The 24,082-nt window shown below is 71.2% G+C and carries 22 protein-coding genes and 1 tRNA gene; 8 read left to right on the top strand and 15 right to left on the bottom strand.

The window, feature by feature from the left end; all coding sequences use genetic code 11:
* Position 1: 1 nt before the first annotated feature.
* A complete protein-coding gene (secA2, locus tag AXK61_RS15810) occupies positions 2-2,308 on the bottom strand; it encodes an accessory Sec system translocase SecA2 (protein WP_068746293.1) in 2,307 nt (768 codons plus the stop codon).
* Between the two features lie 65 nt (positions 2,309-2,373).
* Complete coding sequence (locus tag AXK61_RS15805; RefSeq protein ID WP_068746291.1) at positions 2,374-3,816, bottom strand: M28 family peptidase; 1,443 nt, start codon at positions 3,814-3,816, stop codon at positions 2,374-2,376.
* Positions 3,817-3,891: 75 nt separating this feature from the next.
* Here AXK61_RS15805 and AXK61_RS15800 point away from each other — a divergent pair, with 75 nt between their 5' ends.
* On the top strand, positions 3,892-4,353 hold the full coding sequence (locus tag AXK61_RS15800) for an OsmC family protein (RefSeq protein ID WP_068746288.1): 462 nt from the start codon (positions 3,892-3,894) through the stop codon (positions 4,351-4,353).
* Positions 4,354-4,368: 15 nt separating this feature from the next.
* Complete coding sequence (locus AXK61_RS15795; protein ID WP_068746286.1) at positions 4,369-7,302, top strand: FAD-binding and (Fe-S)-binding domain-containing protein; 2,934 nt, start codon at positions 4,369-4,371, stop codon at positions 7,300-7,302.
* Here the strand turns inward: AXK61_RS15795 and AXK61_RS15790 are convergent.
* Positions 7,265-8,098 (bottom strand): alpha/beta fold hydrolase, encoded by an 834-nt coding sequence (locus AXK61_RS15790; RefSeq protein WP_068746284.1) that lies wholly within the window; start codon positions 8,096-8,098, stop codon positions 7,265-7,267. The genes AXK61_RS15795 and AXK61_RS15790 overlap by 38 nt on opposite strands.
* 52 nt (positions 8,099-8,150) lie before the next feature.
* Between AXK61_RS15790 and AXK61_RS15785 the strand changes: the two genes are divergently transcribed.
* Positions 8,151-8,720: a maleylpyruvate isomerase N-terminal domain-containing protein gene (locus tag AXK61_RS15785; protein ID WP_068746282.1), complete on the top strand. Its 570-nt coding sequence runs from the start codon at positions 8,151-8,153 to the stop codon at positions 8,718-8,720.
* Here the strand turns inward: AXK61_RS15785 and AXK61_RS15780 are convergent, their stop codons facing one another.
* The 5 genes from AXK61_RS15780 to AXK61_RS15760 form a co-directional block, all read right to left on the bottom strand.
* Positions 8,721-9,332 (bottom strand): hypothetical protein, encoded by a 612-nt coding sequence (locus tag AXK61_RS15780; protein ID WP_068746279.1) that lies wholly within the window; start codon positions 9,330-9,332, stop codon positions 8,721-8,723.
* Positions 9,333-9,406: 74 nt separating this feature from the next.
* Positions 9,407-9,847 carry a nitroreductase/quinone reductase family protein gene (locus AXK61_RS15775; RefSeq protein WP_068746277.1) on the bottom strand — a complete coding sequence of 147 codons (441 nt, stop codon included), beginning with the start codon at positions 9,845-9,847 and terminating at the stop codon, positions 9,407-9,409.
* Positions 9,848-9,904: 57 nt separating this feature from the next.
* A complete protein-coding gene (locus AXK61_RS15770) occupies positions 9,905-10,810 on the bottom strand; it encodes a universal stress protein (protein WP_068746274.1) in 906 nt (301 codons plus the stop codon).
* A complete protein-coding gene (locus AXK61_RS15765; RefSeq protein ID WP_068746272.1) occupies positions 10,807-12,264 on the bottom strand; it encodes an amino acid permease in 1,458 nt (485 codons plus the stop codon). The genes AXK61_RS15770 and AXK61_RS15765 overlap by 4 nt, the downstream gene beginning before the upstream one ends.
* A 126-nt stretch (positions 12,265-12,390) precedes the next feature.
* Positions 12,391-13,896: an aminotransferase class I/II-fold pyridoxal phosphate-dependent enzyme gene (locus tag AXK61_RS15760; protein ID WP_068746270.1), complete on the bottom strand. Its 1,506-nt coding sequence runs from the start codon at positions 13,894-13,896 to the stop codon at positions 12,391-12,393.
* 78 nt (positions 13,897-13,974) lie between these two features.
* Here AXK61_RS15760 and AXK61_RS15755 point away from each other — a divergent pair, with 78 nt between their 5' ends.
* Complete coding sequence (locus AXK61_RS15755; RefSeq protein WP_068746267.1) at positions 13,975-14,889, top strand: LysR family transcriptional regulator; 915 nt, start codon at positions 13,975-13,977, stop codon at positions 14,887-14,889.
* On the opposite strand, the gene AXK61_RS25910 is transcribed toward AXK61_RS15755, so the two are convergent.
* From AXK61_RS25910 to AXK61_RS15740, 3 genes are all read right to left on the bottom strand, one after another.
* The gene (locus AXK61_RS25910) at positions 14,810-15,394 is read right to left on the bottom strand and encodes a sugar O-acetyltransferase (protein WP_068746345.1); all 585 of its coding nucleotides are present in this window, start codon (positions 15,392-15,394) and stop codon (positions 14,810-14,812) included. The genes AXK61_RS15755 and AXK61_RS25910 overlap by 80 nt on opposite strands.
* A gap of 72 nt (positions 15,395-15,466) precedes the next feature.
* Positions 15,467-16,168 carry an NAD(P)H-dependent oxidoreductase gene (locus AXK61_RS15745; protein ID WP_197466827.1) on the bottom strand — a complete coding sequence of 234 codons (702 nt, stop codon included), beginning with the start codon at positions 16,166-16,168 and terminating at the stop codon, positions 15,467-15,469.
* 76 nt (positions 16,169-16,244) lie between these two features.
* Positions 16,245-16,318 (bottom strand) — tRNA-Pro (locus AXK61_RS15740).
* Between the two features lie 107 nt (positions 16,319-16,425).
* Between AXK61_RS15740 and AXK61_RS15735 the strand changes: the two genes are divergently transcribed.
* Positions 16,426-16,884, top strand: coding sequence for a hypothetical protein (locus AXK61_RS15735; protein WP_156485692.1), 459 nt, complete (start codon positions 16,426-16,428; stop codon positions 16,882-16,884).
* Here the strand turns inward: AXK61_RS15735 and AXK61_RS15730 are convergent.
* The 4 genes from AXK61_RS15730 to AXK61_RS15715 form a co-directional block, all read right to left on the bottom strand.
* Entirely contained in the window at positions 16,881-17,615 is a 735-nt protein-coding gene (locus tag AXK61_RS15730; RefSeq protein ID WP_082789376.1) for a tyrosine-protein phosphatase, read from the bottom strand. The genes AXK61_RS15735 and AXK61_RS15730 overlap by 4 nt on opposite strands.
* Before the next feature lie 34 nt (positions 17,616-17,649).
* Positions 17,650-18,453, bottom strand: coding sequence for a DUF1684 domain-containing protein (locus AXK61_RS15725; protein ID WP_068746261.1), 804 nt, complete (start codon positions 18,451-18,453; stop codon positions 17,650-17,652).
* Complete coding sequence (locus AXK61_RS15720; RefSeq protein WP_156485691.1) at positions 18,398-18,964, bottom strand: hypothetical protein; 567 nt, start codon at positions 18,962-18,964, stop codon at positions 18,398-18,400. The genes AXK61_RS15725 and AXK61_RS15720 overlap by 56 nt, the downstream gene beginning before the upstream one ends.
* A 67-nt stretch (positions 18,965-19,031) precedes the next feature.
* A complete protein-coding gene (locus tag AXK61_RS15715; RefSeq protein WP_068746256.1) occupies positions 19,032-20,402 on the bottom strand; it encodes a DUF2252 domain-containing protein in 1,371 nt (456 codons plus the stop codon).
* Positions 20,403-20,506: 104 nt separating this feature from the next.
* On the opposite strand from AXK61_RS15715, the gene AXK61_RS15710 reads away from it, so the two are divergent.
* The 3 genes from AXK61_RS15710 to AXK61_RS15700 are packed head-to-tail and all read left to right on the top strand — an operon-like array spanning position 20,507 to position 23,721.
* The gene (locus AXK61_RS15710; RefSeq protein ID WP_068569834.1) at positions 20,507-21,295 is read left to right on the top strand and encodes a siderophore-interacting protein; all 789 of its coding nucleotides are present in this window, start codon (positions 20,507-20,509) and stop codon (positions 21,293-21,295) included.
* 21 nt (positions 21,296-21,316) lie between these two features.
* Complete coding sequence (locus AXK61_RS15705) at positions 21,317-22,582, top strand: glycosyltransferase 87 family protein (RefSeq protein WP_231855572.1); 1,266 nt, start codon at positions 21,317-21,319, stop codon at positions 22,580-22,582.
* A gap of 11 nt (positions 22,583-22,593) precedes the next feature.
* Positions 22,594-23,721, top strand: coding sequence for an MlaD family protein (locus AXK61_RS15700; protein WP_068746252.1), 1,128 nt, complete (start codon positions 22,594-22,596; stop codon positions 23,719-23,721).
* Positions 23,722-24,082: the final 361 nt, after the last annotated feature.

Genomic DNA, 24,082 nt, shown 5'->3' with positions numbered 1-24,082 from the left:
CTCAGATCATCCCGAACATGTTCGCCATGCCCTTCGTGGCGAACGGGTTGTCGTGGACCATGTAGGTCCAGGTGAGCGTGTTCCGGTCCAGATCGGCGCCGACGAGATCCATGCCGTCGGCGGTGATCCCGGCCTCCCGCAGCGTCTCCCGGGCGCGGCCCAGGGCCTCGTCGGGCAGCTTGCGGAACTCCTCGATCACGAGCCGATGGAACTCGTCGAGCGGCGACTGCCGACCCAGCGCGCGCAGGTGGATCGTGGTCTGGACCTCGGAGACGAAGGCCAGGTGCTCGGCCCACGTGCGATCGAGGTGGAACAGGAAGGACTCGCGGGCGGCCTGCTCGAGCACCTCGTCGGACACCCCGGCCTCGCGCAGTTCCTCGAGCCGCTCCGGCTCCAGCTCCGCGAAATCGGCCAGCGGGCGATCGGTGGTCAGCAGGGTGTGGCGGCGGGCCATCACGAGGTCGCGCTGCTGGTTGACCAGCTGGTTGTACCGCCAGGTGTTGGCATGCGTCTCCAGCATCCCGCCCTCGGCGACCCGCTGCGCCGAGTCGAGCATGTCGGCGGCCTTGCCGCGGGGGAACTCCCCGGTGTCCGGGTCGGCGCCACCGGGGGAACGCTTGAGCGGCAGGTGCCGCTCGACGATCGGGTCCTCGACGGACGCGAAGATCACCGAGGTGCCCGGATCGCCCTGCCGGCCGGCGCGTCCGCGCAGCTGCTGGTCCAGGCGCTCGGTGTCGTGCAGGCCGGTGCCGACGACGGCGAGGCCGCCCAGCTCCGCGACCTCGTCGTGCTCGGCGCTCTCGTCGCCCGCGTCGTGGCCGCCGAGCTTGATGTCGGTACCGCGCCCCGCCATCTGGGTGGACACGGTCACGGCGCCCTTGGTACCGGCGTCGGCGATGATCCGGGCCTCGTCGGCGTCGTTCTTGGCGTTGAGCACCGTCGCGATGACGCCCGAGATCTTGAGCATGTGCGCGAGCTCCTCGGACTCGGCCACGTCGTGCGTACCGATGAGCACCGGCTGTCCGGTCTCATGCACCTCACGGACGTAGTCGACGATGCCCGCGACCTTGTTGCCCTTGTTGTCGAAGACGCGCATCGGCTGATCCACGCGCACGTTCGGCGTGTTCGGCGGAATCTGCGAGACGCCCAGATCGTAGAACTGGCGCAGCTGCTCACCCGCGGCGATCGCGGTGCCGGTCATGCCGCACACCAGCGCATAGCGCTGCAGCAGCGCCTGCACGGTGATCGTGTCGATCACCTCGCCGGAGTCGGTCTGCGAGAGCCCCTCCTTCGCCTCGACCGCGGCCTGCAGACCGTCGGGCCAACGCTGCAGCTCGGCGACACGGCCGCGCGAGGAGTTGATGAGCTTCACCTGGCCGTCGCGCACGATGTAGTGCACATCGCGCTCGACGAGGGAGTAGGCGTGCAGCGCGATGTTCACCTGCGGGAGGGTCGACGCCACGTGCGCGTCGGAGTAGAGGTCGATGCCGCCCAGCTCCGCCTCGACCAGCTGCGCCCCCTCCTCTGTGAGGAAGGCCGACTTGCCGTCCGAGTCGATCTCGTAGTGCTTGCCCTGACGCAGCCGCGCCACGACCTCCATGATCGCGGCCTGCGGCACATCGCCCTTCACCGAACCGGCCAGGACCAGCGGGATGAGCGCCTCGTCCACGAGTACGGAGTCCGCCTCATCGACGATCGCCACGTCCGGCTTCGGCGAGAGGAGGTCCTCGGCGCGGGTCGCGAGCTGATCACGCAGCACGTCGAAGCCGATCTCGTTGACCGAGCCGTAGACGACGTCCTTCGCGTAGGCCTCGCGCCGCTCGGCACGGGTGGACGATTCCGCCACATAGCCGACCGTGACGTCGAGCAGGTCGAAGAAGGGCTTCATCCACTCCGCGTCGCGCCGAGCGAGGTAGTCGTTCGGGGAGATGACGTGGACGCTGCGACCGGCGAGCGCCATGCCGGCGGCCGCGACGGCGCCGGCGAGGGTCTTGCCCTCACCGGTCGCCATCTCGATCACGTCGCCCTCGAGGAGCCGGTCGGCGCCCTGCAGCTGGACGTCGAAGGGCCGCAGGCCGAGGGCACGGTCGGCCCCCTCCCGCGCGATCGCGATGAACTTCGCGCGGTCCTCGGACTTCTCGTTGTAGACGTCCAGCGCGAGGGCGGCGTCCGGGAACTCCTCGTCGGACAGGCCCTGCGCCCACTCGTCGAAGTCCGCGGACCGCTCGATCAACGCGACGGACCGGGACTGGTTCCGCGTGCTCTGCGCGCCGAGCACCTTCCACACCTTGCTGCTGAACCTGCCCACGTGACCTCCGCACTCGACGCTCGACCGCTTGCGCAGTCGAGACTACCGGTGCCGGTCCGTCCGGTTCAGAGCGCCGCGAAGTACGCAGTGGAGAACGCCACCGATCCGAGGGACACGCGGTACATGTCGCGGTTCACGTTCTGCAGGGTGTCGCCGGGGCTGTGGTAGTTCGGGTCGTAGATCTGCCCGACGGTGCCGCCCCACTGCCGCTGCTGGTCCTCGGTCTTCTTGCCGTCGGCGCCGGTGTCCATGCCGCCGGACGCGATACCGACCTCCTTGAAGGGCCCGTAGTCCGAGCGACCGTCGAAGGCCGAGGCCTCGACGTGGACGTTCCGCCACGCGAAGTAGTTCCGGAAGACCTGCTCGATGACGCCGGAGCCGGCCGGGCCCGCGCCGCCCTCGAGCTTGGAGGAACCGTCACCGTCGAAGGTGAAGTACCCGCCGTTGGGCGAGCCGAGCATGTCGAAGTTGAGGTAGCGCTTGATCTTCGACGACTCCTCCGCGCTCAGCGAGGTCACGTAGTGCTCCGAGCCGACGAGGCCCTCCTCCTCCGCGCCCCACAGGGCGAAGCGGACCTTGTTCTTGACGTCGGCGTTCACCCCGAGCTTGACGGCGGTCTCGAGCACGGCGGCCGAGCCGGAGCCGTTGTCGTTGATGCCGGGCCCCTCGGTGACGCCGTCGAGGTGCGCACCGACCATCTGGACGTTGGCGTCGTCGCCCTTCGCGGTCTCCGCGAGGATGTTCCAGGTCCTGGCCTTCTCCGTCTTCGCGTCGACCGTGAGCACCAGGTCCTGCCCGTCGGTGACCACCGCGTTCTGCGCCACCCCCACGACGGGGATGGAGGCGCCGTCGTCCAGGCCGAGCGTGCCGCCCTTCCAGTCCCCGTCGGCGTTGTTCGTGATGATGAGGGCCTTGGCGCCCTTGGCCGCCGCGGCCTTGTACTTCTCGCCGAACTGGCACTTCCCGCGCTGCACCACCGCGATGGACCCCGGCGTGACCTTCTGCAGGTCCTCCGCGGTGCACCCGAGGTTGCCGGTGACGACGGCCTTGGCGGTGAGGGTGCCCTCCGTGCCGCCCGAGTACTGCAGCGCCGCGGCCTTCACCGGCGCGCCCGCGGACTGCAGCTCGACCTTGGTGGCGTTCCAGCTGGCCTGCGTGAACTCCTGCCGGACCGGGTTGTAGCCGGCGTCCCGGAGCACCTTCTCGGCGTACTCGACGCTCTGTTCGTAGCCGGGCGTGCCCAGCGCGCGGTTGCCGCCGTTGCGGTTCGCGATGTCCTGGAAGGCCTCCAGGTGCTTGACCGCACCGTCGAGGCTCACGGCGTCCGCGAGGACCTTGGCCTTCTCCGTGGCGCCGGCGTCGTCGGCCGCACCCGCGGGGGCGGGCCGGGCGGAGCTCTCGGCACCCGCCGACGACGAGGACGCCCCCGGCGTGCTGGACGATGCGGCATCGTCGCCGGAGGTACCGCAGCCCGCCGCGACGAGACTCACGGCGGCCAGTGCGGACACGACCCGGACAGTGGTGGATTTCCTTCGCCTCTGCAACATGACCCCATTAGACACACATGGGAGGAGGATTGCGGGGTGAACACGCACACTTACCCGGTCGAGGTCGAGTGGTCGGCGCCGGGCGGCACCGACGACTACCGCACCTATCCGCGCGAGCACCTGCTCAGCTCCGCGGCCGCGCAGTCGATCACCGCGTCCGCCGACCCGCACTTCCTCGGGGACCCGTCGCTGTGGAACCCGGAGCAGTTGCTCGTGGCGGCGGCGGCGAACTGCCACATGCTCTCCTACCTCGCACTGTGCGCGCTCCGGGGCGTCACGGTGCTCGAGTACACCGATACCGCGGTCGGCACGATGATCGAGAACTCCGGCGCCGGAGGCCGTTTCACCGAGATCCTGCTCTCCCCTCGCGTCGTGCTGGCGCCCGGCGCCGATGCGGACCTGGCGCTCGCGCTGCACCACGACGCGGGCGAGCAGTGCTACATCGCCGCCAGCCTGAGCTGCCCCGTGACCCACTCCCCGCAGATCATGACCGCGTAGCGATACCGTCCCGGTATGGCCGAGAGACGATCCACTGCCGCCGACACCGCCGACGCGGAACTCGCGCGCCGCCTCGCCGCCGCAGGGATCGCCGTCGAGACCTCGGCGCTGCGCCGCGCGCAGTACGCGTACGACGCCTCGAACTACCGGGTCGAACCCGTCGCGGTGGCGTTCCCGCGCACCGCCGACGACGTGGTCGCCGCGGTCCGCGTGTGCGCGGAGCTCCGGGTCCCCGTCATCGGGCGCGGCGGCGGAACGTCGATGGCGGGCAACGCGATCGGCCCCGGTCTCGTGCTCGACTTCTCCCGGCACATGAACCGGATCCACACGATCGACGGGGCGTCCGGCAGCGCCGACGTCGACCCCGGCGTCGTGCTCTCCGTCCTGACGCGCACCGTCGAAGAGCGGACCGCGGGGGCGATGACCTTCGCCCCGGACCCCTCGTCGCGGACCCGGGCGACGGTGGGCGGCGCGGCCGGCAACGACGCCTGCGGCAATCACTCCGTGCGGTACGGGCGGATGTCCGATCACGTGCTCGAGCTCGACCTGGTCACCGCCGACGGTGCGCGGCTCACCGCCTGCCCCGGCGGACTGCGCGCGACCGACCCCACGGACGTGGACGCAGCGCGCCGCGCCGAGGAGCTGAACCAACGACTCCGGGACCTCGCGGCCGAGAACCTCGCCCGGTTCCGGCTGGAGCTGAGCACGATTCCCCGCCAGGTGTCCGGGTACCACCTCGACCACCTGCTGCCGGAGCGCGGCTTCGACGTCGCGCGCGCCCTGGTCGGCTCGGAGGGCACCTGTGCGATCGTCGTCCGCGCGCGGGTGCGCCTCGTGCCGCGACCGGCGAGCGCGCTCCTGGTGTGCCTGGGCTACCGGGACGTCGTGGAGGCGGCGCGCGACATCGAGACGATCCTCGCCTTCTCCCCCGCCGCGGTGGAGGGCGTCGACGACGCCATCGTCACCACGATGCGCGCCCGCCGCGGCGCCGACTCCGTGGCGGCTCTGCCCGAGGGCGCCGCCTGGCTGTACGTGGATCTCGACGGTGACGCCCCGGACACCGTCGCCGAGCGGGCGCAGGAACTGCTGGCGGAGTTGCGCGCCGCCGGGCGACTGGTGGACGGCCGCACGGTGCCCGACCCGGCCGAGCGGGCATCGCTGTGGCGGGTCCGGGAGGAGGGCGCCGGGCTGTCCTCGCGCCTCGCGTCCGGGCAGGAGTCGTGGCCGGGGTGGGAGGACTCCGCGGTGGCCCCCGAGCGGCTCGCCGACTACCTCGCCGACTTCCGCGATCTGCTCGCCGAGCACGGCCTCGACGGCGTGATGTACGGGCACTTCGGCGCGGGGTGCATGCACATCCGCATCACCTACGACCTCCGCACGGAGGAGGGCCGGGCGGTGTTTCGCCGGTTCACCGCAGCCGCGGCGGAACTCGTGGTGCGGCACGGCGGTTCGCTGTCCGGCGAGCACGGCGACGGTCGCGCGCGGTCCGAGTTCCTCCCGGTCATGTACTCGCCGGCGATGCTCGCGGCGTTCACCGCCTTCCGCCGGATCTTCGACCCCACCGGCCTCCTCAACCCCTCGTCGATCACCGATCCGGCGCCGATCGACGCGGACCTCGCACTCGCCGGCGTACCGGAACGCAACTGGCCCACCCGATTCGCGCTGCCCGACCCGTGGGTGGCGAGCCTGCAGCGGTGCATCGGCGTCGGCACGTGCCGCTCGGACGTCGGCGGGGTGATGTGCCCCAGCTACCGGGCCACCGGCGACGAGACCGACTCCACCCGCGGGCGCGCGCGGGTGTTGCAGGAGATGGTGCGCGGCGCACCGTCGGTCGATCGGGGCTGGCGGTCGGAGGAGGCGCGCGAGGCCCTGGACCTGTGCCTGTCCTGCAAGGCGTGCTCGACGGACTGCCCGACGGGCGTGGACATGGCGACCTACAAGTCGGAGTTCCTCTCCCACTACTACGAGGGCAAGCTGCGGCCGCTCTCGCACTATTCGATGGGGCGGCTTCCGTTGTGGCTGAGGTTCACGGGATGGCTTGCGCCCGTGGTCAACGCGTCGCTGCGCACTCCCCTGGCCGGGGTCGCCCGGCGGCTCGGCGGCGTCGCCCCGGACCGGGCGCTGCCCCGGTTCGCCTCCCGCCGGGAGTGGCGGCGCGCGGTGCGGGATGCGCTCTCCGCCCGGCCCGTACCGCCCGACGGTCCGCGCGTGGTCCTGTTCGCCGACACCTTCACCCGGGGCCTGCGTCCCGGGGCCGCGGGCGCGACTGCGCGGCTCCTGGCCGGCGCGGGCCGGCGTGTGGACTGCACGGCCGACGCGTGCTGCGGCCTGACCTGGATCTCCACCGGCCAGCTGGATACCGCGCGCACGCTCCTGCGCCGCGCGGTGGACGCGCTCGACGACGGCACCGACGACCCGATCGTGGTCGTCGAGCCCAGTTGTGCCGCCGCGCTGCGCAAGGACCTGCCGGAGCTCGTTCCCACCGACCGGGCCCGCCGGGTCGCGGCACGCGTGCACACCGTCGCCACGTACACCGACGCGATGCTGCGCGCCGGATGGCGCCCCGCGCCCGCGGTGCCGCTGCCGGACGAGGTGGTGCTGCAGACGCACTGCCACGAGTACGCCCTCTTCGGCGCCGGTGCCCATCGCCGGGTGCTCGCCGCCGCGGGCACGACACCGCGCGACGCGACCGGATGCTGCGGCGTCGCAGGCAACTTCGGGTTCGAACGCGAGCATTTCACCGTCAGCATGCAGGTGGCGGAGCAGGCGCTCGCTCCGGCTCTGCGGGTCGCGCCCGACGGTGCCGCCGTCGTCACCGACGGCTTCTCCTGCGCCATGCAGGTGACGCAGCTCGGACTGTCGGGTCCGGGCTCGCACCTCGCGGAACTGCTCGATCCGGGCCCGCCCGCGGTCAGGTCGCGTCGAGGTGCTCGAGGATCAGCGTCGTGATCGCCTCGGGCGCCTGCTCGGGCGCCCAGTGCGAGACGTCCTCGAGCATCTCGAACCGGTACGGACCGGTGCAGTGCTCGCGCGTCCCGAAGGCCGCGACATCGCCGAACGCCGCGTCCTCGGTGGACCAGACGTAGAGCGCGGGGGTCTCGACGGTGCCGATCGCCGCGGGCGGGCGCCCGGCCCGGTACCAGTTGAGCGCGGCCGTCATCGCGCCCGGTTCCTGGAGGCGCTGCACGTACTCGTCGACGGCGTCGCGGGGCACGTCGCGCCCGAACACCTGCCGGAGCGCGCGGGCGTCGTCGGCGAGCATGGCCTTCTCGGTCGCGGGCGTGGTGCGCCACTCGGTCATGTACCGCGACCGGTTCGCCTGGTCCTCGTCGGTCCGCATGGCCGCCGCCAGGGCGGCCGGGTGCGGCGTGGAGACGACGGTGAGCGACCGCAGCCGGTCCGGATGCTCGGCCGCGGTCCACCAGGCCACGGCGCCGCCCCAGTCGTGGCCCACCAGGTCGAACCGTGCCCAGCCCAGCGCGTCGGCGATCGCGATCACGTCCTCGATGAGCGAGGTGATGCCGTACTCCGCGGGACGCTCGGGCCGCACATCCGGCGAGTAGCCGCGCTGATCGGGCGCGACGGCGCGGAATCCGCGCTCCCCCAACACCGCCACCGAGAAGCGCCATTCGATCGACGCCTCGGGGAATCCGTGCAGCAGGAGCACGGGTCGGCCGTCCTCGGGCCCGGCGGCGATGGCGTCGAAGGAGCCCGCGGCGGTGGGGATGCTCAGATGTTCGGTCACGGATCTCACGCTAGGCCACGCGCGTGTCGGTGGGTCGTGCGACAGTGACGCCATGACCGAACTCAGCACCCTGTCCCCCGCCGAGCGGCACCGCGCCGCGGCCGCCACCTTCGCCGGCGTCGCCGCGGCGATCACCGACTGGGACGCGCAGACCCCCGTCCCCGAGTGGAAGGCGCGCGAGGTGGTCGGCCACCTCGTCGAGTGGCTTCCCGGCTTCCTGGGCATGACCGGGGTGGAGCTGCCGGGCGCCCCGTCCGACGCGGCCGAGCCCGCCGCGGCGTTCGGTCAGCTGACGGAGGCGGTGCAGGCCCTGCTCGACGCACCGGACGCCTCGCGGATCGTGTCCACGCAGATGTTCGGCGACAAGCCGGTGGACGGGCTGATCGACCAGTTCTACACCGCGGACGTGTTCATGCACACGTGGGACCTGGCCCGCTCCAACGGGATCACCCCCGACCTGGACCCCGTGTTCGCGAGGACCCTGCACGGCGGCCTCGAGGCGATGGGCCCGATGCTGCAGCAGTCGGGTCAGTTCGGCGCACCGATCCCGGTACCGGACGGCACCGACGAGGTGACCGCCCTCATGGCCTTCATCGGCCGGGCCCCGGACTTCGGCGCGTGATCAGCGCGCCTGGATCTGCAGGCCGGACACCATCGTGCTCCGGGCGGCACGGTACGCGGGTGCGTCGCCGCGCGAGGTCATCAGCGTCAGGGTCACCGTGTGCACGCCCCCGCTGGAGGGGACGCCGACCGCGACGAGGGTCGCGGGGTGCGGCTTCGGCTCCGCACTGCTGGTGAAGTCGTAATCGACAGTGGCGCTGGGGAAACCGCACACCGTGCCGGTGCGTACCGACTTCGTCCCGAAGGAGGACCGGATCGCCCCGACCTCACGGTCGACCGCCGCCTTCGCGTTCGCGCTGTCGCTCTTGTCGACGGTGACGACGGCGACGGGCGCGAACTCATCAGCGATGAGCGAACGGTTGACGAGCGCGAGCCGAACGGCGCGGCCGGCGGTGTCGAAGCGCTCCCACCCGGCGGGCTTGGGCAGCTGAACGATCGGCTCCGTCGCCGCGCGGGAGGGCACGGTGACGAGCTGCGCGGTGCTCGCCGCACAGCCCGGCGCCGCCGAGGCCGCAGGAGCGAGCAGCGTGCCGGCCGTCGCGCTCACCGTGAGCGCGAGGCCCACCGCACCGGCGATCGTCGCGGTCTTGAAGCGAGCATTCAGATCAGTCATATACGGACGGTAACACCCCGCTTTGCGATGATCAATATCGCTCGTTCGGCGCCGGTCGCCGGGCAGCGATCACCTCAGCGCGGCGTGCAGATCACGACGGGAATGTCGCGATCGGTGCGCTTCTGGTAGCCCTCGTAACCGCTGTAGGCCTTGACGATCTGCGGCCACAGGGCCGCCTTCTCCTCCGCGGTGGCCGCCCTCGCCGTCCACGGCGTGGTCACCTCGTCGACGGTGATCTCGACATCGGGGTTCGCGGCGAGGTTCTTGAACCAGTCGGGGTTGTCGGAGTGCCCGCCCTTGGACGCCACGACGACCACGCGGTCCGGCCCGTAGATCGGAGCCGTGAGCATCGTCGAGCGACGCTGCCCGGACGTGCGGCCGATCGTGTGCAGCTCCAGCGTCTGCATGCCCAGCACGCGCTTCGGGAACCGCCCGCCGGTGACGGCGAGCAGTGCGCGGTGCCCGTTCTCCAGTCCCCACGCGCCCATCTCTGTGACCTTGTCGGAAAGACTCATGCGCACATCATGCCGGTAGACGTTCGCCGGCACGATGTGCGGTCCGAGCCGAGCCGGTCATAACGGCCAGGAGACCCCCTGGGGCACGACGATCACGGGGACCTCGGCGTTGCGCACGATCTTCATCCCGTGCGAGCCGAGGAAGACCCTCGCGATCGGGCCGAGGCCGCTCGAACCGACCATGAGCAGGTCCCCGTCGCGCCACCCGATGTCGTCGATGGCGGCCGCCCAGGACTCCCCGATGCCGATCGCGACCTCCTCCAGCGCGGGGCGCGCAGCGAGATCCTCGATCTCGTCGAGGATCTCGGAGGCGTGCGTGCGGATGCGTGAGGCCCACTCACTGAGCACCGGGTCCTCCGCCGCGCCACCCGCGCGGGAGAGGATGCCGATCTCGGAGTCCGGGCGCACGGCGAAGGACGCGAGCCGGAGGCTGCCCCCTGCGCGGGCCGCCACGGGCGCCGCTCCGAGCACCAGGTCCCGGGCCGCCGCCGATCCGCCGTAGGCGGCCGTCAGCCGGGTGATCCGGGATGCCAGACGCCCCCGATAGCCGACCGGCGCGATCGCGACGGGGACCGAGCTCGCACGCAGCAGAGCCTCGGACACCCCGCCGAGCGCGATCCGGCCGTGCTCGCCCCGCCCGGCCGATCCCAGCACGAGGCACGCGGGCTGCTCCGACTCGGCCAGCTCGAGCAACCCCCGGCGCGAGGAGGCCGCCTCGTGCACGAGGTACCGTGCCTGCACGTGGTCGCCGAGCACGCTCGCCGCGTGGTCGAGCACGACCTTCGCGGCCTCGCGGTTGTGTTCGCGCCACTCGTGATCGACGTTGCCGCGCAGGGGCGGCCACGCCGAGGCGATGACGGTCGCGACGATCAGATCCGTGTCGAGGGAGGTCGCGAGCTGCGCTGCGAGCGCCAGCCCCGATGCGGAGCGGCGTCCGGTGTCCACGCCGACCAGAAGACTCATAGCTCGTCGTCCTTCTCGATCCGGATGGCCGTCGTGAGCGGCACATCTGGCCCCGGTTCGGCGTTGCCGGGCTCCAGCGCCGATCGCCGCCTCCCGTACAGGAAGTAGAAGGTCAGGAACGCGGCGCCCCAGACCAGGAAGACCACGATCGTGATCGGGCGGAGCTGGCTGATGATCCAGAGACAGCCCAGGATCGACAGGATCGGCGTGAGCGGGTAGAGCGGCACCGTGAAGCCGCGCTCCAGGTTCGGCTCACGCCGGCGCAGCAGGATGAGGCCGATGGAGACCACGAGGAAGGCCGCCAGCGTGCCGATGCTGGTCATCTCGGCGAGGAAGTTGATGGGGATCACGCCGGCGAGCACGGCGACGACGCCCGCCACGATCAGCGTGTTGTGCACGGGCGTACGGGTGCGCTCGTTGACCCTGGCGAAGACCTTCGGGATCATGCCGTCGCGCGACATCGCGAACAGGATGCGGGTCTGGCCGTAGAGAGTGACCAGGGTGACGCTGAAGATCGAGATCACCGCGCCGATCGCGAGCACGGTCGCGGGCCAGGACGCACCCACCACCTGCTCGAGGATCGCGGAGAGCCCCGCCTCCTGCCCGTCGAACTTCTCGGGCGACTGCGCCCCGATGGCGACCAGCGCGACGCCGACGTAGAGAGTGATCACGACGGCCAGCGCCAGCAGAATCGCCAACGGCAGGTTGCGCTTCGGGTTCTTCGCCTCCTCGCCCGCCGTCGACACCGCGTCGAGGCCGATGAAGGAGAAGAAGATGACGCCGGCTCCGGCCGCGATGCCGCTGATCCCGTACGGCGCGAAGTTCGCGAAGTGATCGGAGTTCCATCCGGTGATGCCGACCGCGATGAAGAACAGCAGCACGGCGAGCTTGATGCACACCATGATCGCGTTCGTGACCACGGACTCCTTGGTTCCGCGGACGAGCAGCACCGCGCACAGCGCGATCAGCACCACCGCCGGGAGATTGACGACGCCACCCTCCTCCGGCGCGTTGACCAGCGCGTGCGGCAGTTGCACGGAGAACAGATTGCCCAGGAGCTCGTTCAGGTACTGCGACCAGCCGACGGCGACCGCGCCCGCGGACACGGCGTACTCCAGCAGCAGGCAGGCACCCACGAGCATGGCCGTGCCCTCGCCCATCGTCACGTAGGCGTAGGAGTAGGTCGAACCCGACACCGGCACGGCGCCGGCCAGCTCGGCGTAACAGAGCGCGGTCAGACCCGCGACGGCGCCGGCGATCACGAACGACCAGACCACCGCGGGGCCGGCCAGGGGCACGGCCTCGGACATGATGAAGAAGATTCCGGTGCCGATCGTGCAGCTGATGCCGATCGCCATGAGCGGGAAGAGCCCGATGGTCCGCTGCAGCGGCGAGCCGCCGCCATCGGGTGCGATCGGCTTGCGCCGCAAGATTTGCTGGGTGATGGTTGTCAATGTGCTACCCGTTCTTCAGTGGGCGACGGCCTGCGGCGTATCGCCTGGGGACTGCAACCGGACCGGTGATCCGGCACGCTCTTCGCGTCGTCGGGTGCACACAAGCTACCCCCGGACGCGGTGTTCTCAGGACGGAATCACCTCCGTCGTTCCCGACGGTGCCCGGTCCGCCCCTTCGACCACGACGCGGACGCCGTCCACCGCGCCGTCGACCGCGCCGCGGACGTAGCCGCCGGGCATCGCCGCGATGCCGCGGAGAAAGGAGATCGTCTCGGCCGTGAGGACCTCGCCGGGGAGGACGTTCGGGATGCCGGGCGGGTAGGCGGCCAACGAGTCCGCGGACACGCGGCCGGCGGCCTCGGCGGCGGACACGATCTCGGTGTGGGCGAAGGCCGCGTCGCGCGGCCGCATCACCGCGTCGCCCGGCTTGGGCAGTGCGACGGGGCCGCCCTGCTCGCGCGCGGCGAGGTCGCCGACCGGCCGCAGCGCCTGCAGAGCCGCCACGAACCGAGCCGTGTCCGGGGTCGTGCCCGGTCCGACGAAGACCACGATGCACGAGCCGGTGGAGATCTCCGTCATGATGCCGTAGCTCCGAAGGAGCTCCTCCCGGACCGCGTGCCCGTCGAGCCCCGCCGCGCCCACGTCGATCGAGACGCGCAGCGGGTCGTGGCCGACGATGTCCGGGAAGGCGCCGAAGCCGTCGCTGACGATCGGGAAGCGACCGGTGGCCCGGACCGCCGATCGGAGCTCCTCCGCCGCGGCGAGCGATGCGGAGATCCGCTCGTGGCCGTCCTCGAGTGTGGCGCGGGCGAGGTCCAGCGACGCCAGCAGCAACGAGCTGGCACTCGTGGACTGGGTGAACATGAACGCTCGGTCGATCAGCGGATCGAGTTCGTCCGCGAACTCCCCGTCGCCGAGGTGGAGCATCGCCGACTGGGTGAGGCTGCCGCCCATCTTGTGCGTCGACGACACGACGAGGTCGGCGCCGAGCGCCAGCGGGTTGGCCGGCAGGTCGGGGTGGAAGCCGAAGTGCGCCGCCCAGGCCGCGTCCACCACGAGCGGGACGCCGGCCTCGTGACACACCGCCGCTATACCCTCGACGTCCGCGACGGCGCCGAAGTAGCTGGGGCTGATGATGTACGCGGCCTTCGCATCCCCGGCACGCAGCGCCTCTTGCACACTCTCCGGGGTGACGCCGTGGTTGATGCCGTGCTGCTCGTCGATCGTCGGATGGACGAACCGGGGATCGAGCCCGCCGAGGATGATGCCGTCGAAGAAGCTGGAGTGCGCGCTGCGTTGCGCCACCACCACGCCGTCGGGAGTGCGGAAGGCGGAGAGCGCGAGGGCCGCCATGCGGTTGGCCTCGGACGCGCCGTTCGTGAGGAACCAGGTCCGTCGGGCACCCCAGGCGCGGGCCGCGGCCGCCCGCGCCGCCTCGAGCGGGTTCGTCTCGCCCTTGTCGATGCCGTCGAGGAGGGGCTCGATGTCGCGGCGCAGCACATCGGCGCCGAAGTACTCGACGAGCAGGGGCGCCGCAGCGGGATCGGCGCTGTGGCCCGGGACGTTGAGCCGCTGGAGGTCGCGCTCGGCGAACCGGCGGACCGCGTCGGCATACGGAGTGGTCGAGGTCATACGTCGATACTGGTAGTGACCCCTATCATACGGAATAGAGACATTTCTTCATTGCTCAAGACTGGATATGGAGCCACCATGCTCGATCTCCGACAACTCCGCGCTCTACGCGCGGTCGCGGAGCACGGATCCGTGCTCCGCGCTGCGGCCGCGCTGCAGTGGAGCCAGCCCACTGTGACTCATCACCTGCGCGCCCTCGGCCGCCTCCTGAACGCCGAGGTCGTCACGAGCGGAACCGACGGGACGCGGCTCACCGCGGTCGGCGCGGCGATGCTCCCGCATGCGATCGCCATCCTCGACCGGTCCGACCGTGCGGTTCAGGAGGTGAGCGAGCTGATCGCCACCGACCGCCGCCGCATCGCGATCGGCGTCTTCCCGTCCGCGGGCGCCCGCCTGCTCCCCCGGGTGGTGCGCGCGCTGCAGGGAGCGGGTTACGAGCCCGCCGTGATGGAGGCCGAGCTCGATCCGCTCCTGGACGCCGTCGTCGCCCTCCGGCTGGACGCGGCGATCGTGTACGCCTCGCCCGTACACCCGACGAGCCTGCCTCACGGTTTCCTGATGACCCCGGTTCTGAGCGAACGACTCTCGGTGATCGCGCCCTCCGCGCACCCCCTCGCCGGCCGCAGCGGAGTCCGACTCGAAGAGCTCGCCCAGGAGAATTGGGTCGCGGGCGCAGCAGCCACCGACCCCGTGGATGCCGCACTGGCCCGCGCCGCGGCGGCGGCGGGGTTCGAGCCCCGGATCGCCATCCGCAGCGACGACTACGCCGTGGTCGCGGCCTACGTCGCCGCCGGATTCGGCGTCGCTCTGGTGCCGGAACTCGCGCTTCCGGGCCACCTCGATGAGATTTCGGCGATCGATCTGGAGGACAACACCTTCGAGCGCCGGATCTTCCTGGTCACCGCGCCGTCGGTCAGCTCCTCGGCCCGTTCGGCCCTGGAGGGGGCGCTGCGGGGGCAAGCGTCCGGCGTTCGACGTGACCGGCGCTACTGACAACACAATTGGCCGGAACGTCCCTCGTCACGAGCGCGCCCGCAGCCACGACGGACCCCTCACCGATCCGCACCCCCGGCACCACCGTCGCGTTCGCGCCGATCCAGACGTTCGGCCCGATGTCGATCGGTGCGGTCGTGATCCCGTCGAACCTGCCGGTGGGGTCGACGGGGTGTCCCGCAGTCGTCAGCGTGACGCCGGGGCCGATCATGGTGCGGTCGCCGATGCGGATGCCGCCGATGTCGTAGAACGAGCAGTTCTGGTTCACGAAGACGCGCTCGCCGAACTCCAGTCCGAGCCCGTGGTCGCAGTAGAACGGCGGGTACACGGTGAGCGTCGCGGGCGCGGGACGCCCGAGTATCCGACTGAGCAACTCCCGCCGCGCCTCGAGGTCGCCGTGCCGGAGGCGATTGAGCTCGGAGGTGAGCTCCATGACCACCTGCGTCCGCTCGGTGACCGCCCGCGACGCGGGCGTGCCCCGGCGAATCAGACCCTTCTCACGCATCGGACTCCCCTCCTCGTCGCCACCCTCCGGCGAATCATCATGCCTGCCGCCGACGATGAGCTGCACCGCCCGTCAGCCCCGGCGAGACGTGCGGCGCAGGGCGATCGAGTGGTCGTAGTACTCGTCGGTCATGGGCAGGTACGGTATCGGGTTCTCGGTCCCGACGGTGCCGAGCCGTTCCGCCAGATCTTCGCCGAGCCGCCGGACACCGCCGGCGTCGATGCCGTGCACGTTCGTGACCAGGTGCGGCTCCAGGGCTTCCATACCCGAGTACCAGAAGGTGCCGTGCAGCAGCGGCCAAAGGACGTCCTCGACGTCGCCACTGATCCCACGCGGCGAGATCGAGCCGGGCCTGTCGCCGGCGGTGACGACGGCTAGAGCACGGCGCCCGGCGAGGCCGCCGTCACCGTACTTGCGGTTCCGTCCCGTGGTCGGATCGGGCACGTCGTAGGCGAATCCGCGCTCGAAGACCCGGTCGATCCATCCCTTGAGCATCGCCGGCGGGCCGTACCACCAGAGCGGGAACTGCAGCACGACCAGGTCGGCGGAGACAAGCCGCCGCTGAGCGGAGCAGACGTCGGCACCACCCTCCTCGACCAGGATCGGATCGAACCGCTCGGCGTAGAGGTCCGCGACGTCGACGGTCCAGCCGTCCCGCCGCAGCCGCTCGACGCCGGCATCCCGCAGTGCCGCGTTCAGCGACCCCGCCCGCGGATGCGCGTAGACCCAGTGTGCGTGCTTGTGCGCGTCATCGCCCATGTCCGAAGCAACCATGCGGATCGCCGACCGATTCCATCCACCTCGGGAACGCAAGAAGTCCCGAGACATCGTGTGTCTCGGGACTTCTCGGTCGGGCTGACAGGATTTGAACCTGCGACCACTTGACCCCCAGTCAAGTGCGCTACCAAGCTGCGCCACAGCCCGTGGCCCGCTCTTGCGTGCTGTCAGAGAGTACCCCATGCGTCACTCGGACAAGAAATCGCCAGCACCGCGCCCCCGACGGCCGGTGAATCCGCGCTACAGTCGACCGCATGAGGCGTGGACTACTCGTGCTGGCGGCCGTCGTGGGGTCGGTCGCCGTCGCGACGCCCGCTCTCGCCGAACCGGCGGTCGACGCGGATCGGTACCGCACCGACGGCGGCGACTACGCCTTCGTCTACCGCTACGACGGCGGCAAGCGCATGTGCACCGTCTCCGCCGATCCCACCACCGTGCGGTGCGGAATCTCCGCCCCCGCAGGCACCCGGATCACCGTCAAGGGGCGCAGTGTGCGACCCGAGGCCATCGAGATCACCGCCCGCGGCTGGCGCTATCTGGACCGGATGACCTCACAGGATCGCCCCCGCATGTTGCCCGAGGGTGCACGCCTGTCGGTGCACGGCGCGTCCTGCACCTCGATCCGCGACGGCGGCCTCGAGTGCTCCATCGACTCCGTCGGCTTCAAGCAGGACGACGGCCGGTTCTCGACGCAGGGCACGAAGACGGGCTAAACCACCAGCTTCGCGCGCAGCCGCTCGATGACGCCGCCGTCCAGCCCCAGGCCGTCGCGCACGTAGCCGTCGAACCCGCCGTACCGCGCGTCCGCCTCGGCGAAGGCCGCCTCGAGAGCCTCGGGGAACACACCTGCCAGCACCCGCGCCGCCTCGCCCACCGCCGCGCCGCGCTCCGCGGTGGCGCCCGCGGCGATCTTCTCGATCGTCGCCGCCGAGTACTCGTTCGTGAGCAGGTAGTCGGCCATCACGTCGTCCGCCGACACCCCGACCAGGCGCTGCGCGATCGCCGCGGCCCATCCCGTCCGGTCCTTTCCCGCGCTGCAGTGGAAGACCTGCGCGCCGGGATCCTCCGCGATCGCCCGCACCAGGCCGGAGAACTGCTCGCGGGCGTTGTCCTCGGTGACGAACATCCGATAGACGTCGGTGAGCATGCCTCGGGCACCGTCGGCGTCCTTGAGCGACTTCGGGTCCAGGGCACCGAGCTCGACCTCGTCGCCGATCACGTTGAACCGGACGTACCGCGCACCGTCGGGCACCACGTCGGGCTTCGGCGTGACCTCGACCGTCATCCGCAGGTCGAACACGCCCGTCAGGCCCGCCGCCGCGAGCCGCTCGGCATCGATCGACGCGGCGTCGAGGGCGTTGGAGCGATAGAGCACCCCGCGCCGCATGCGCCCACCCTCGGCCGCGTATCCGTCCGGCCCTGCCACATCGCGGAAATTGTCCACGCACCGAGCGTAATCGACCGCGCCGGCCGACCCGTCAGCGCCGCTCGTGGGGGATCTTCTCCCCCGCCGTCACAGCGAAGGGCAGACGGTTCGCGGCGGGCGGCAACGGGCAGGTCGCGAAGTCGATGAACGCGCATGGCAGGTTCACCGCGCGATTCAGATCGACGGTCACGGGTCCGCCCTCGACGAGTGCGCGGGCGTCCAGCGGGACCGACACGCTGCGGTTCGCGGCGTAGGTCGACACCCCCGAGGTCTCGTCGGTGAACAACACCTGCAGCCCGCCCGCCTTGCCGTTGAAGGCGATCAGGCGGTGCTCGGCCCCGTCGCGCTCGACCACGATCTCGCCCGGGGTGAGGTAGACGTGCTCGAGCCCCTCGGCGACCGCCCCGACGGTGACCGACCGCGGCGCGGCGTAGGGCTCGAACCGTCCGGTCAGTACCCACGCGGGGTCCGGCGCGAACGCGGGCACCCCGCGGAAGTCGCGCACCGTCGAGGCGCTCGGGTCGTGCACGCGGATCAGGTACCCGTGGCCGCGGTGCACCACCTCGATCTCGACGTCGCCGGCGGCGACGAGCTCACCGGCGGCGACAGGGCCCGATTCGAATCGGCGGGTGCCCTGGACCGCGATGTCGTCGCCGGGCTCGGCGGTCACGTACGCGGCAACCCCGTCGTGGTGCCATCGGCCCGGGATCCCGTCGAACTGCTCCGGTTCCGAGCCGAGTCGTTCGAGCCGTGTGATCGACAGCCAGCCGTTCGGCGCCGCGAGCTCGCGCTCGCGCTGCTCATGCCAGTCGTTCCAGGCTTCGGTGTACTCCGGTGTCGCGGTAGCGGCGGTCATCGTTGCTCCTCGGATCGTTGAACTTCCCCTGGGTCCAACTCTCGTGGCCGACGCCTCCATCGCATTGCACGCACCCTGCGCGAAGATCTGGCGTCCGGACGCCCCGCGGCATCCGCAGCGCGAGCGCGATGAGCGCATCGACCGGCACCTCGACCGGCACCTCGACGCGGGCGGCGAGCCGGGCACCGTCGGCCCCGCGGACCAGCAGTTGGCGCATCCGCGCGCCGGCGAGCCGGGCCCCGGGCCATGCGACGTCGGCGAGCTCGGCGTGCGCGGGGACGGCACCGTCGATCTCGCACAGGACGACCGGGCCCGAGCGCACCAGGCGCGCGATCCGCACGACCACCACGGGGTGGCCCGACGGTCCGCCGCCCGCCAGCAGGGTCGCCGGGGTGCCGGCTATGAGCACCTCGTCGCCGTCCATCGCGGTGCCGTCGGGCCAGATCGTGGGGTCGAAGGACCGGGCGATGCCGGCGCGGGCGAGTGAGGGCAGAACCTCCATCAGAGTCACGCCTACCGGTCTACGCGGGCCGCGGCACGGGCGGAAGGTCCGGCGCCGTCAAGGTCGCGCTAAGAGTTCACACGCCCTCGTCGGCGCACGGCAGGACGCCCGCCTTGACCGCGGCCTTGACTGCGGCGTAGTCCTTCTCGTTCTGGTCGGCGTAGGCGCCCGCGAACCGCGCGACGGCCTCGTCGAACTCCGTGGACTTGCCGAGGTACGCCGAGGCCGCCGCCGCGCCGGGCGACTGCGCATGAGCCCGGGCGAGCACCACCGCGCACGCCCGGCCGTACTGCGCGAACTGGTCGACGGTGAGCAGCTCCGGCGCGATCGACCCCTTCATGTCGCGGAACTGGCGCCAGTAGAAGTCGTAGCCGCTGATCGTCGGCGTGTAGCCGAGGAAGGAGTCGGACTGGGCCTGGAGCGTCTGCTGCCCGGCGACGACGCGCCAGGCCTGGGCCCCGCTCGACGGTGCCCGGGGCGGCATCACCGCGGGCCCGAGCTTGCCGTAGGTCTGCAGGACCGACTGACTCGCCTCCTTGACCTGGAGGAACAGGCTCTCGGTGGTGCCGTCCGGGTTGTCCCGGCCGAGGAGAACGATGAAGCAGCGGGTGCCGACGCTGCCCACGCCGACCACCCGCAGCGCCCAGTCGAGCACCCGGAACTGGCCGAGTAGCGCGGCGGCGTCCGGACGCAGGGTATCGAGGTAGCGGCCGAACACGCCGTCGAAGCCCTCGACGAGCTTGGCCGGAGCGGGGACCAGCGTGGGAGGGTCGGCGACGATGTGCGGCTCGCCGTCCTCCCGGGTGGCCGTGATCTTCTCCACCATGCGGGCCGAGGTGCGCTTACGGGCCTTCTTCGCCGTCTGCTCGATGAGTTCCTTGAGGGGCTTGTCGCCCGCCGCTCGGGCGGTGAGTTCGTCGACGTCGACCGACGCGTAGTAGCGGTCGAGCGCGGTCATCGCCGTCATCCGGGTGAGCGTCGCACGGTAGGCGCCGACGGCGCCCACGACCGCGTCGTGTCCCTGCGCCTCGGTCTGCCCGTTGTCGCGCGCCGAGATCATGACGCTGCCCGCGAGGCGCTTGACGTCCCACTCCCACGGTGCGTTGCCCGCCTCGTCGAAGTCGTTGACGTCGAACAGTTGCCTCCGCTCCGGCGAGGCGAACAGGCCGAAGTTGGCGATGTGCGCATCGCCGCAGCTCATCACGGTGACCCCGGTGTTCGGCTGATCGGAGAGGTCGTGCGCCATGAGCGCGGCGCCGCCGCGGTAGAAGGCGAAGGGCGAGTGCAGCATCCGCGCGATCCGCACCGGGACCAGTTCCTGGATCCGCGTGCTGTTCTGCTCCCTGATGATCGCGACCGGATCGCGACCGTCCGGGGTGAACACCGCCTGCGACGCTCGGGAGACCGTCTTGCGCAGATCCTTGCCACTCGCAGCACGTGCCGTCATGGTCAACGATCGTAGTCGCGCGACGCCCCGTCGAGGGTGTGGTCCGCGCCGTCGGCGCACCGTCGAATTAGGACACCCTAAGAATCGGGGCGTACGGTGGAGACGTGACTAATACTGAAACCGATAACCGCACCGCACCCTCCCGCCGCCAGCGCCCCGTCCACGAGCTGACGGTCGTGCGCACCGAACCCATCGGGCGTCACCTCGTCCGCGTGACCGCGGAGGGCGAGTCCCTCGCGACCTTCGGCGACCCGGACCTGCCCGGCCTGGCCGCCACCGACTCCTACGTCAAGCTCCAGTTCGGCGACGCCACCCGCACGTACACCGTCCGCTCCTTCGACCGCGCCGCGCGGCGGATCGCGATCGACTTCGTGGTGCACGGCGACGAGGGGCTGGCCGGGCCGTGGGCGCAGCGCGCGCAGCCCGGCGACACGATGCGCCTAATGGGACCCGGCGGCGCCTACTCCCCCGACCACGGCGCCGCCTGGCACCTGCTCACCGGCGACCTGTCGGCCGTGCCGGCGATCACCACCGCGCTGGAGGCCCTGCCGGGCGACGCCCGCGGCGCGGCGATCATCGAGGTCGAGACCGACGACGACCGCGTCGATCTGCGCCCGCCCGCGGGCGTGGACGTGCGATGGGCGGTCAATCCGGACGTGACCGACACCGAGTTCCTGGCGCGGCAGATCGCCGTCGCACACTGGCCGGCGGACCGGACGAGCGCGCAGGTCTTCGCGCACGGCGAGCGCGAGTCGATCAAGGCGATCCGCAAGGTCCTGCGTGAGCTGGAGGTGCCGCGTGAGCGGATCTCCATCTCGGGCTACTGGGCCCGCGGCCGCGCAGAGGACGCCTTCCAGGCGGAGAAGCGCCAGCCCATCGGCCAGATCGACTGATCCGCGGGCTACCCTGGCTCGGTGCCGAGCCCGATGCATCATCTGTCATCCGCGATATCCACCCCGCGTCGCCGGGTCGCCGCAGCGGCGGCCCTCCTCGTGGCCGCGACGGTCATCGGACTGCTACTGAACACCTGGCACGGGTTCCTCGACCTGCTCGTCTACCGGCTCGGCGCGCGCACCTGGCTGGACGGCGGCGCGCTGTACGGGCAGCTGCCGCCCATCGGCGACATCGCACTCCCGTTCACCTACCCGCCGCTCGCCGCGATCGCCTTCGCCCCGCTCGCGATGCTCCCGGAGGGAGCCGCCGGGGCGGTGATGTTCGCGCTGTCGCTGGGTGCGATCGGACTCACGCTGTGGCTGGTCCTCGCCCGGGTGCGGCCCTCGATGGACCGGGGCACCCGGTTCGCGATCGTGCTCGCCTGCACGGCACTGGCCGAGTACCTGGAACCCGTCCGGCAGACCCTCGGTTTCGGTCAGGTCAACGCACTGCTCATGGCAGCGATCGCGGCCGACGTACTGGCCCGGAACCCGCGCTGGCCGCGTGGACTGCTGATCGGCATCGCGATCTCCATCAAGCTGACCCCGGCGGGCTTCCTGCTCCTGTTCCTGTTGCACCGCGACTGGCGCGCCCTCGCGACCAGCATCGCCGGGGCCGCCGGTTCGGTCGCGCTGGCGTGGGCCGTGATGCCCGACGAGTCGCGCCAGTACTGGTTCCACACTCTCAAGGAGACGAGCCGGATCGGACCGCCGTACTTCGCCGGCAACCAGTCGATCAAGGGCCTGGTGTTCCGCCTCGGATTCGACAAGGGGATCTCGACCGCGCTGTGGCTGGCACTGTCGCTGGTCGCCGTGGCGCTGGCCGCCGTGTGGATGCGCCGCCTGCTCGCCGACGGCGCGCTCCCGGTCGCCCTGATGGTCAACGCCGCCGCGGTGCTGCTGATCTCGCCGGTGAGCTGGTCGCACCACTGGGTCTGGGTGGCACCGGCACTACTCCTCGGCGTCCTCGCCATCGCCGACGATGCGCGTGGTGCCGCGTTCCGCCGGACGGTCGCGTTCGCGACGGTGCTGTTCTACATCGGGCCGCACTGGCTGCTGCCGAGCCGCTCCGACCGCGAGTTGGCGTGGGCGTGGTGGCAGCAGATCATCGGCAGCTCGTACGTGCTGTTCACCGTCGCCGTCCTCGCCGCCGGCGTGTGGAGTGTGCGCCGTCACACCGACGACACACAGGTGACAGTCAGCACAAATGCACCTCGTGGAGCGGGGATTTCAGACAACACCGGATAATTTGTCTATTCGTGGATCTCAATCCGGTGCCGGGCTTCTCCCCGTCCTCCGCCCAGCTCCGGCGACGCGGCGTCGCGTTCATGGCGTGCGTCGCTCTCATCGCGCTCGCGGTGTGGGGCGTGCAAGCCCTCCGCCCGCAGGACGTGTTCACCTTCACCCTCCGCACGCCGACGGTGGCCGCCGGAATCACCGAGGGCGCGAAGGTCCGCATCCAGGGCGTCGAGGTCGGCACCGTCGCCTCCATCGCCGCGCTCGGCAACGCGCAGCAGGGCGTCACCCTGCGGCTCGACGGGCCTCAGGGCCGCAGCCTGACCAACAACGTCGAGGCGGCCTTCTCGGCCGGCAACCTGTTCGGCGTCTCCGAGGTGATCCTCACCCCGCACGACGGCGGCGGCGCCCTGCGCGACGGCGCCGAGCTGGCCCCGACCAGGCAGATCAAGGACAGCACCGTCTCGAACATGATCGCCACGATCGGCGATGTCAACAACGACGCGCTGCGACCGCGGATGAGCCAGGTCCTGATGAACGTCGACGCGTCCTCGAAGGCGATGCTGCCGCTGCTCACCGCGCTGGGAAGCGTGGCGCAGGCGATGCAGGACACGCAGCGGCTCTCGACCGCGACGACCTTCCCCACCGTGGTGGCATCGATCAAGGCCGCGGACCCCGCCATCGGCGCGATGATCCCCGCGTTCCGCTCGGCGCTCGATTTCAAGCCGCTGCACAACGGCGACTCGAAGCGCGTCATCGCGATGCTCGACCAGATCAACAACAAGCAGTACGGCTTCAGCGCCGCACTCGAGGCGATTCTCACCCCCGACGCCATCGAGGGCCTCAAAACCGCCTCGCCGATGCTGGTGAGCCTGATGCAGCCGATCCTGGCGGCGTTCCCGGGCGGCAGCGCCACCGGCGTGGGCATCCAGCTGTCGCAGCTCATGGACAACGTCCGCAAGGCGATGCCGAACACCCCGAACGGGCCCGTGCTCAACCTGCGCCTGTCCGTGGACTACCCGGCGATCGCCGCTGTGCTCCCTCCCGGCACCGACTTCCCACCCGCGGCCGCCAAGCCCGCATCGCCCAAGCCCGCCGCACCGGCGAAGCCCGCCACCCCGTCGACGCCGGCCTCCGCCACTCCCCGCTAACCCGGGGCACCGCCGACCGTCGCCGCCTCTCCCCGCTGCGACGGCGGCGTTCCGTCGGCGGCTGCGCTCCGGCGCCGGCGGGCTGCGGCCGGTGATGAGCTGCACTCGGTGACCGCTGATGGTCGCGGTTCAGCGGCGGGCCACCGTCGTCCCCCACGTGGCGCCGTCGTCCCCCGCGCGACACCACCCCGCGGCTCTGACGTTCGCTCCCCCATCAGACGCCGCGCTTCTCGTGTGGGTTCAACCGTCCCCCACGCGACACCGTCGTCCCCCACGCGGCGCCGACTCCCCCACCTGACGCCACCGCGGTTCCGACACTTGTTTCAAACAGTTGACACATTGCAGAGCTTCATGATCAACT

It is taken from the genome of Tsukamurella pseudospumae (assembly GCF_001575205.1).
Taxonomy (GTDB): domain Bacteria; phylum Actinomycetota; class Actinomycetes; order Mycobacteriales; family Mycobacteriaceae; genus Tsukamurella; species Tsukamurella pseudospumae.
The sequence above is the reverse complement of the archived record's forward strand: the minus strand, read 5'-3'. Positions and strand labels throughout refer to the sequence as shown.

Bases quoted from the DNA above. Each gene is read 5' to 3' on its own strand.
- AXK61_RS15785 (WP_068746282.1), top strand. From the start codon at position 8,151: ATGACCGAACTCAGCACCCTGTCCCCCGCCGAGCGGCACCGCGCCGCG.
- AXK61_RS15745 (WP_197466827.1), bottom strand. From the start codon at position 16,168: ATGGTTGCTTCGGACATGGGCGATGACGCGCACAAGCACGCACACTGG.
- AXK61_RS15735 (WP_156485692.1), top strand. From the start codon at position 16,426: ATGAGGCGTGGACTACTCGTGCTGGCGGCCGTCGTGGGGTCGGTCGCC.
- AXK61_RS15760 (WP_068746270.1), bottom strand. From the start codon at position 13,896: ATGACCTCGACCACTCCGTATGCCGACGCGGTCCGCCGGTTCGCCGAG.
- AXK61_RS15770 (WP_068746274.1), bottom strand. From the start codon at position 10,810: ATGAGTCTTCTGGTCGGCGTGGACACCGGACGCCGCTCCGCATCGGGG.
- AXK61_RS15725 (WP_068746261.1), bottom strand. From the start codon at position 18,453: ATGACCGCCGCTACCGCGACACCGGAGTACACCGAAGCCTGGAACGAC.
- AXK61_RS15780 (WP_068746279.1), bottom strand. From the start codon at position 9,332: ATGACTGATCTGAATGCTCGCTTCAAGACCGCGACGATCGCCGGTGCG.
- AXK61_RS15775 (WP_068746277.1), bottom strand. From the start codon at position 9,847: ATGAGTCTTTCCGACAAGGTCACAGAGATGGGCGCGTGGGGACTGGAG.
- AXK61_RS15755 (WP_068746267.1), top strand. From the start codon at position 13,975: ATGCTCGATCTCCGACAACTCCGCGCTCTACGCGCGGTCGCGGAGCAC.
- AXK61_RS15715 (WP_068746256.1), bottom strand. From the start codon at position 20,402: ATGACGGCACGTGCTGCGAGTGGCAAGGATCTGCGCAAGACGGTCTCC.
- AXK61_RS25910 (WP_068746345.1), bottom strand. From the start codon at position 15,394: ATGCGTGAGAAGGGTCTGATTCGCCGGGGCACGCCCGCGTCGCGGGCG.
- AXK61_RS15795 (WP_068746286.1), top strand. From the start codon at position 4,369: ATGGCCGAGAGACGATCCACTGCCGCCGACACCGCCGACGCGGAACTC.